The sequence below is a fragment of the Streptomyces sp. NPDC051020 genome (assembly GCF_040683105.1).
Lineage (GTDB): Bacteria > Actinomycetota > Actinomycetes > Streptomycetales > Streptomycetaceae > Streptomyces.
In genome coordinates this window covers 1-6,062 of sequence record NZ_JBFBCG010000170.1, presented here as the reverse complement: position 1 = coordinate 6,062, position 6,062 = coordinate 1, and the positions used below count along the sequence as shown (strand labels likewise).

Below are 6,062 nucleotides of genomic sequence, written 5' to 3'. Positions count from 1 at the left end.
GCCACCCCACGCCCGAATCCGCAGCCCAGCCCCGAAACGGCCTGCCCGACCCCGAAACGATCAACCGGGAATCACGCCGGTGGATCCGAGCTCAGAGAGCCGTTGGTCAGCAGATCATCTGCTGTTCGACGCGGAGGAAGTCACAGATCGAGGATGAGATCCGCGGGTGGTTGTGAGCAGCAGATGAGCGCGTTGCCCTCGGCCGGCAGGTCGATGGGGTCAGGAGAGTAGTCGACACCGCCGGAGACGACTGCCGTCTCGCACGTGTGGCAGACACCGGTGCGGCACGACCACCGCGCTGGGACGTCGCATGCCTCGGCGAGTTCCAGGAGTGTGCCGTAGCCGGGGTCCCAGGGAACGGTCAGGCTGCTGCGGGCGAAAGTGACGGAGGGGCCGGTAGCCGGTCCGGGCGGATGGGTGGGCAGATGGGGAGCCGGTGCATCGGTCGGAACCACTCCGGGCGTCAACGCGGTCACGGATCCAAAGGTCTCTGTGTGGATCCGCCCAGGGGCCAGGCCGCAGTCCACCAGTGCTTGTGTCATGTCGTCCATGAACGCCGCGGGACCGCAGATGTAGGCGTTGGCGTCCTCCGGGATTCCAAGGCCCTCGAGAAGCTGGGCGGTGAGCCGACCGGCGGAGGTGTAGTCGTCGCCGAGACGGTCGTCGTCGCGTGGGCGGCTGTACGAGATATGCCGTCGGCCGGACGGCAGGCGTGACATCAGGGTGCGCACCTCGTCGGCGAAAGGATGCTCGGCGCCGTCCCGGGCTCCGTGCACCCACCACACCGCTCGGCGATCACGGTTGTCGGCCAGTGCATGGAGCATGGCGAGTACCGGGGTGGCCCCGACGCCGGCGGAGACCAGCACGATGGCTGCCTCGTTGTTGTCGAGGGTGAACGTGCCTCGCGGAGCAGCCACATCGAGGACGTCGTCGACCACGACGTGTTGATGCAAGTAGCTGCTGCCCACGCCATGGGGTTCCTGCTTGACGCTGATCCGGTAGTCTGCGCCCCCCGGGCGCCCGGACAGGGAGTAGCTGCGAACAACCGGCGCGCCCTGCGGGTCGGGACGCATCCTGACGGTGACGAACTGGCCTGGCAGCGCTGGTGGAAGCGGACTGCCGTCGGTGGCGGAGAGAGTGAGGGAAAAGATACTCCTGCTTTCGGGGGCGATGCGCGTGACTGCCAGGGGGCGGAAGCCCGGCCAGGCCGGCGGCGGGCTGCTCGCGGCGGAAGTCAGGCCCGTATTGCCTCCCGTATTGCCTGTTGACCAGCCCTTCGAGTCGTAGTCGTCCAGGAGCGACTGCATGGACGTCTTCCAGCCGGGGCTGAGCGCGGGAATGCGGAGCGCCCGCTCCACCTGAGAGCGCGAACGCCCGGGTCTGTAGAGGACGGCGTCGATCTCCGCGACGGTCATGGCTTCCGGCCCCGTGGAGACTTTGACGATCTCGTCTCCGGCCTGGACGACCCCCTCGGCCAGCACCTTCAGATAGAAGCCGGGGCGTCCATGGGCGACCAGCAGGGCGGGCATCTGTGGTTCGTCCATGCGAAGACCTACGCGATAGCACGTCACCCGGGGCTGCGTGACTTCGAACACCGCATCGCCGATGCGGTACTGGTCGCCGATGCACACCTCGTCGTCGGGCAGGCCGTCCACAGTGAAGTTCTCGCCGAACTGGCCATGAGTGAAATCGTTGCGGTGCAGGTACTCCTGCCAGTACCGATAGGAGTCCATCTGGTACACCAGCACAGCCCGGTACGGTCCGCCGTGACCGGCGAGGTCGCCCTGGCCGTCTCCGTCGATGTTCAGCTTCCTGACCATCCGCGGGCCCGTGACTGGGTGCTTCCATACACCCGTATGCGTCTCTCGGCCCTTCCAGGGAACATCCCGGGGCATCCCGACATTCACCGCGACGAGCGTGGCCATCCGTGCATCTCCCTGGTCGTACGGACCGCCCCCATCGCTGCCACGCTAATACGCCAACTGTCGATGGCGCGTGCAGGACACGTGACGCAGTGCCCCGCACGGATCTCCTGATCAGCACAGGTCCGTGCTGCTCATGGGCGGACCAGAGACGAAGGTGGCACTGCACGGGGAGTGGCGCAGCAGTCGCCAGGGTCCGGATTCGCCGAGGCCTCCAGGACTGGCGTCCGAGAACCATCCCGTCCGCGGCGGAGGCCGGACCGAGTTCGATCCCTATCAGGTCCATGCCAACAGCTGGCATCAGGGGTCTCCCCCAGGTCCTCGGCGTGCTCTCGCCACGCTGCCCGGGTTGCGGCTCCACCGGCGAACACGGAAGGTCGGGCCAATGGCTGTCCACTCACAAGAGAGTGCAGGTGAATGACAGTGACCATCGCACCGTCCTCCGTAGCCGGTATCCGTGCGCCGGACACCGGAATCGCGCGGGAAGCGGACCAGCTGGTCCGGGACACCACGAGCGATCTCGTCTACCACCACTCACGGCGCGTCTTCTGGTTCGGCGCCCTGCAGGGACGCCGTCGCGATCTGAGCTTCGATCCCGAACTCCTCTACATCGGCGCTCTCTTCCACGACCTCGGGCTCGGCGAGCGCTTCCACGGGAGCGGCCGGCGGTTCGAGGTGGACAGCGCGGACGAGGCCCGGCGATTCCTCCAGTCGCACCATGTGCCGGAGGACAGCATCCGGCGCGTATGGACCGCCATTGCGCTGCACACGACGCCTGGTATCCCGCAGTTCATGGAGCCGGAAGTAGCTCTGGTGACGGCTGGGGTCGAATACGACGTGCTCGGTATCGGCTACGAGGAGATCCCGGAGGCCGACCGGGCGGAGATCGTCGCCCTGCATCCCCGGCCGGATTTCAAGCGGCGCATTCTCGCTGCATTCACCGACGGGATCCGGCCAAAACCGGAGACGACCTTCGGCAATGTGAAGGCCGATGTGCTGCAGCACTATGTGCCCGGTTTCGAGCGCGGCGACTTCGTCCGTACGATCCTCGGCTCCCCATGGCCGGAGTGAGCGGCGCAACCGATCCGCACCGGACTGCCCGCGGTGGCGGTTCAGCCCGCTTGGGCGATCGCACCGCGGAGCATGGCCACGGTCGTGGCCGCCGCCCGACGCTCCGTGTCGTCCTCTGTCGTACGCACACGCTCCTCCAGGAGCACAACGGCCGCCTGGAGGACCCCGATGCGCACCGGAACGCTCCGCATTCCGGCCAGTACCGCGGCCGCCTGCTCCGCCGGGGTCACGCTCGAAGCCTGCGGGATGAGAGTGGTGATGCCGCGCCCGAGCGCACGGTCGCGGGGCGGTTGAGCTGCTGAGGTCACCGGAGAAGTCTGCCGCACCGGAACCCTGCATTCGGTCAGCGACTTGGCCGTTGTCCGTCCTCTTCATGGTTGATGTGTACCTAGAAACGCCTCAACAGGTCTTCCAGCTGCGTGCCTTCGCCGTCGGTCAACGGCGCAAGAAGCTTCCTGCACGTTCCGGGTGTCCGACTGGATCTCTGCGAGCACGGACCGGCCCGCCGGTGTCGGTGTATCGATGACGCGGCGCCGGTCGCCGGCGTCGCGGGCGCGGTCCACCAGGCCTGCGACCGCGAGGGCGTCCACGACCTTCACGATGTCACTGCGGTCGATCGCAAGTCCGGACGCCAACTCCCTTTGCACATGCGGACCGAAGTCGACGAGCACGGAAAGTACGCCATGTGCCACAGCCGTAGGTCTCGCTCGGCCAGCCGCGAGACCAGGCACCCCGACACCTTGCCGTTCAGCACCTCATCGATCGAGGAGTTGATGTCACCCGGACGGCGGAACGGCGGGCTCGGCTTGGCCGGCCAGTCGCCCTGCTCGGCATGAGCGTCGGTGTGGCACAGCCCGGAGGTCTCCATCCGCACCAGAACATGGTGCCGGGCCGGGGTCGGTACTGGCCGCTCCTCGACGACGAGGGGTTCGGCAAAGCCGCGGACAACAGCGGCTTTCAGGGACCTCCTCCTCCTCCTCGGAACAGATCATTCCGAATGTTCGATATGCGCTTGTCCGGCGATCGCGGCCGGCCATAGGCGCGGCCCGCCGTTGAGACAGGCCGCGGTCATGGTTGCGCCCAGGTGCGCATGGCGCTGCGCGAGGCGAAGGCGGCCAGGTCCTTGTCAAGCGGGTGGTCGGCGTACTGATGGATGCGCCAGGGCGCCTCGATACGGGGATGTCCGGCGGTCACGAAGTCGGCGATCCACAGACCGTCACCGGCATACGACGTGGTGTCGTAGTTCAGCCAGAAATGCCGGTTGCAGTAGAGCAGGACCCGGTGGTGCGGCCTCAGGCGCTTGACCTCGCGGATGAAGCGGTCCTTCTCGGCATTGCTCGCCCGCGTTCCGTCACCGGTCACTTCCCAGTCCACGGCGAGCAGATCGCCTGCCTTCTCCGGGGCCTTGCTCACGAAGTACTCTGCCTGCGCGGTGAGGTTTCCCGGCCACAGGAAGTGATAGAAGCCGACCACGCATTCTGCGTCCCGGGCTCGCTTGACCTGTGCGGACAGGTGCGGATTGACGTACGAACTGCCCTCGGTGGCCTTGATGAAAACGAAGTCGATTCCGTCCGTGTCGAAGGACGACTGATACGAGCTGACATCGACGCCATGCAGCATGGGCACCGCCTTCAAGTGGGCTCTGTGGTTCCGTTTCTCTCTCTGTACGTGCCCGCAGCCGCCGGTTCCCATCCGTTCCTCTCCAGGGGGAACGTTCTTCCGGCCACCCGGAATAGGTCTCCGCATCAGCGAGTTGGTGGAACGACAAGACGGCATTGCACTTCGCAGGCACCATCGGAAGGTCGGATCCATGAAGATCGGCATCATCGGAGCGGGCAACATCGGCGGCAACCTGACCCGGCGTCTCACCGCGCTCGGTCACGAGGTCTCCGTCGCCAATTCCCGTGGTCCACAGACGCTCACGGCGCTCGCCGAGGAGACCGGAGCCACCCCGGTCACCGTGGCGGAGGCGGCACGAGGGGCGCGCGTCGTCGTCGTCACCATCCCGGTCAAGGCCGTCCCCGGCCTGCCCGCGGGGTTCCTCGACGGGGCGGCGGAGGGCGTGGTCGTCATCGACACCGGCAACTACTACCCGCAGCAGCGAGATGGCCGTATCGCCGCCATCGAGGACGGCCTGCCGGAGAGCAGGTGGACCGAGGAGCAGATCGGTCACCCGGTGATCAAGGCATTCAACGGGACGTACGCGGAGGACATCCTCTCCAAGCCCCTCCCGAAGGGCAGCCCCGGCCGTCAGGCCCTGCCGGTCGCCGGTGACGACACGGCCGCCAAGCAGACCGTGCGCGACCTCATCGACGAGCTGGGCTTCGACACGGTGGACGCGGGCGGCCTGGACGAGTCGTGGCGCCAGCAGCCCGGCACGCCCGTCTACGGCAACCAGGGCGACGCCGAGACCATCGCGAAGGCGCTGGCCGAGGCATCCCCGGATCGTACGGCGGAGTGGCGCGCCTGACGGATCGGCGCGCCGCTCCGTCCATCGGCGACGGAGCGGGTTGCCGTCGGATGTCCGCCCCAGGGCGTGTTTCGAAAGCCCCGTCTGCCAGGCGGCGGCTGGCCCGCCCCTCCTCGGTCCTGTGGCTCGCGCTCAGTCGTCGAAGCCCGTGCTGCGGCTGACCTTCTCCCAGGCCGCTGTCTCGGCGCGGGCGGTGTCGAGGGCGGCGAAGACCGCGTCGGTCGCGTCGTTGCCAAGCGGCAGCCGCATCGGTGTCCTCTCGGCGGCCAGCGCGGCCAGGATCACCGCGGCTGCCTTGTCGGGGTCGCCCTCCTGCTTGCCGTCCGAGCCGGGAAGGTTGGTACGGACCGGGCCGACCAACTCCTCGTACGCGGGGATGACCGCGGTCTGGCGCAGTACGCCTCCCCCGGCAAACCCGGTCCGGAACGATCCGGGTTCGACAATCAGGACCTTGATCCCGTGCGGGGCCACCTCGGCCGACGCACGGGCGTTGTCCGACGGCTGAGAGGTCGTTAAGTCCCTCTTCCCCTGCTTCGCGATCACTCGTTCGTGTGGCCGTGATCCGTACTGGCGTGCTGGATGGGGCTCGGGTGATCTCC

6 protein-coding genes and 2 pseudogenes are annotated in these 6,062 nt (G+C 67.5%); 2 read left to right on the top strand and 6 right to left on the bottom strand.

Features of this window, described 5'->3' with window-relative positions:
- Positions 1 to 140: 140 nt before the first annotated feature.
- Positions 141 to 1,820, bottom strand: a complete 1,680-nt coding sequence (locus AB0N06_RS37855; protein ID WP_366139217.1) for an MOSC and FAD-binding oxidoreductase domain-containing protein — start codon at positions 1,818 to 1,820, stop codon at positions 141 to 143.
- Between the two features lie 519 nt (positions 1,821 to 2,339).
- Here AB0N06_RS37855 and AB0N06_RS37850 point away from each other — a divergent pair.
- The gene (locus AB0N06_RS37850) at positions 2,340 to 2,993 is read left to right on the top strand and encodes an HD domain-containing protein (protein ID WP_366139216.1); all 654 of its coding nucleotides are present in this window, start codon (positions 2,340 to 2,342) and stop codon (positions 2,991 to 2,993) included.
- 41 nt (positions 2,994 to 3,034) lie between these two features.
- On the opposite strand, the gene AB0N06_RS37845 is transcribed toward AB0N06_RS37850, so the two are convergent.
- The 4 genes and pseudogenes from AB0N06_RS37845 to AB0N06_RS37830 all read right to left on the bottom strand — a co-directional run bounded on the left by AB0N06_RS37845 (position 3,035) and on the right by AB0N06_RS37830 (position 4,613).
- The gene (locus AB0N06_RS37845) at positions 3,035 to 3,301 is read right to left on the bottom strand and encodes a hypothetical protein (RefSeq protein ID WP_366139215.1); all 267 of its coding nucleotides are present in this window, start codon (positions 3,299 to 3,301) and stop codon (positions 3,035 to 3,037) included.
- 63 nt (positions 3,302 to 3,364) lie between these two features.
- The gene (locus tag AB0N06_RS37840) at positions 3,365 to 3,640 is read right to left on the bottom strand and encodes a MarR family transcriptional regulator (RefSeq protein ID WP_366139218.1); all 276 of its coding nucleotides are present in this window, start codon (positions 3,638 to 3,640) and stop codon (positions 3,365 to 3,367) included.
- 143 nt (positions 3,641 to 3,783) lie between these two features.
- Positions 3,784 to 3,954: pseudogene (locus AB0N06_RS37835) on the bottom strand (alcohol dehydrogenase catalytic domain-containing protein); the annotation flags it as partial.
- A 107-nt stretch (positions 3,955 to 4,061) separates the two neighbouring features.
- Positions 4,062 to 4,613 (bottom strand): glycoside hydrolase family 25 protein, encoded by a 552-nt coding sequence (locus AB0N06_RS37830; protein WP_366139214.1) that lies wholly within the window; start codon positions 4,611 to 4,613, stop codon positions 4,062 to 4,064.
- On the opposite strand from AB0N06_RS37830, the gene AB0N06_RS37825 reads away from it, so the two are divergent.
- Positions 4,612 to 5,463: an NAD(P)-binding domain-containing protein gene (locus AB0N06_RS37825; RefSeq protein WP_366139212.1), complete on the top strand. Its 852-nt coding sequence runs from the start codon at positions 4,612 to 4,614 to the stop codon at positions 5,461 to 5,463. The genes AB0N06_RS37830 and AB0N06_RS37825 overlap by 2 nt on opposite strands.
- A 132-nt stretch (positions 5,464 to 5,595) precedes the next feature.
- Here the strand turns inward: AB0N06_RS37825 and AB0N06_RS37820 are convergent.
- A pseudogene (locus AB0N06_RS37820) lies at positions 5,596 to 6,062 on the bottom strand (hypothetical protein); the annotation flags it as partial.

Bases quoted from the DNA above. Each gene is read 5' to 3' on its own strand.
- AB0N06_RS37855 (WP_366139217.1), bottom strand. From the start codon at position 1,820: ATGGTCAGGAAGCTGAACATCGACGGAGACGGCCAGGGCGACCTCGCC.
- AB0N06_RS37825 (WP_366139212.1), top strand. From the start codon at position 4,612: ATGGGCACCGCCTTCAAGTGGGCTCTGTGGTTCCGTTTCTCTCTCTGT.
- AB0N06_RS37830 (WP_366139214.1), bottom strand. From the start codon at position 4,613: ATGCTGCATGGCGTCGATGTCAGCTCGTATCAGTCGTCCTTCGACACG.
- AB0N06_RS37850 (WP_366139216.1), top strand. From the start codon at position 2,340: ATGACAGTGACCATCGCACCGTCCTCCGTAGCCGGTATCCGTGCGCCG.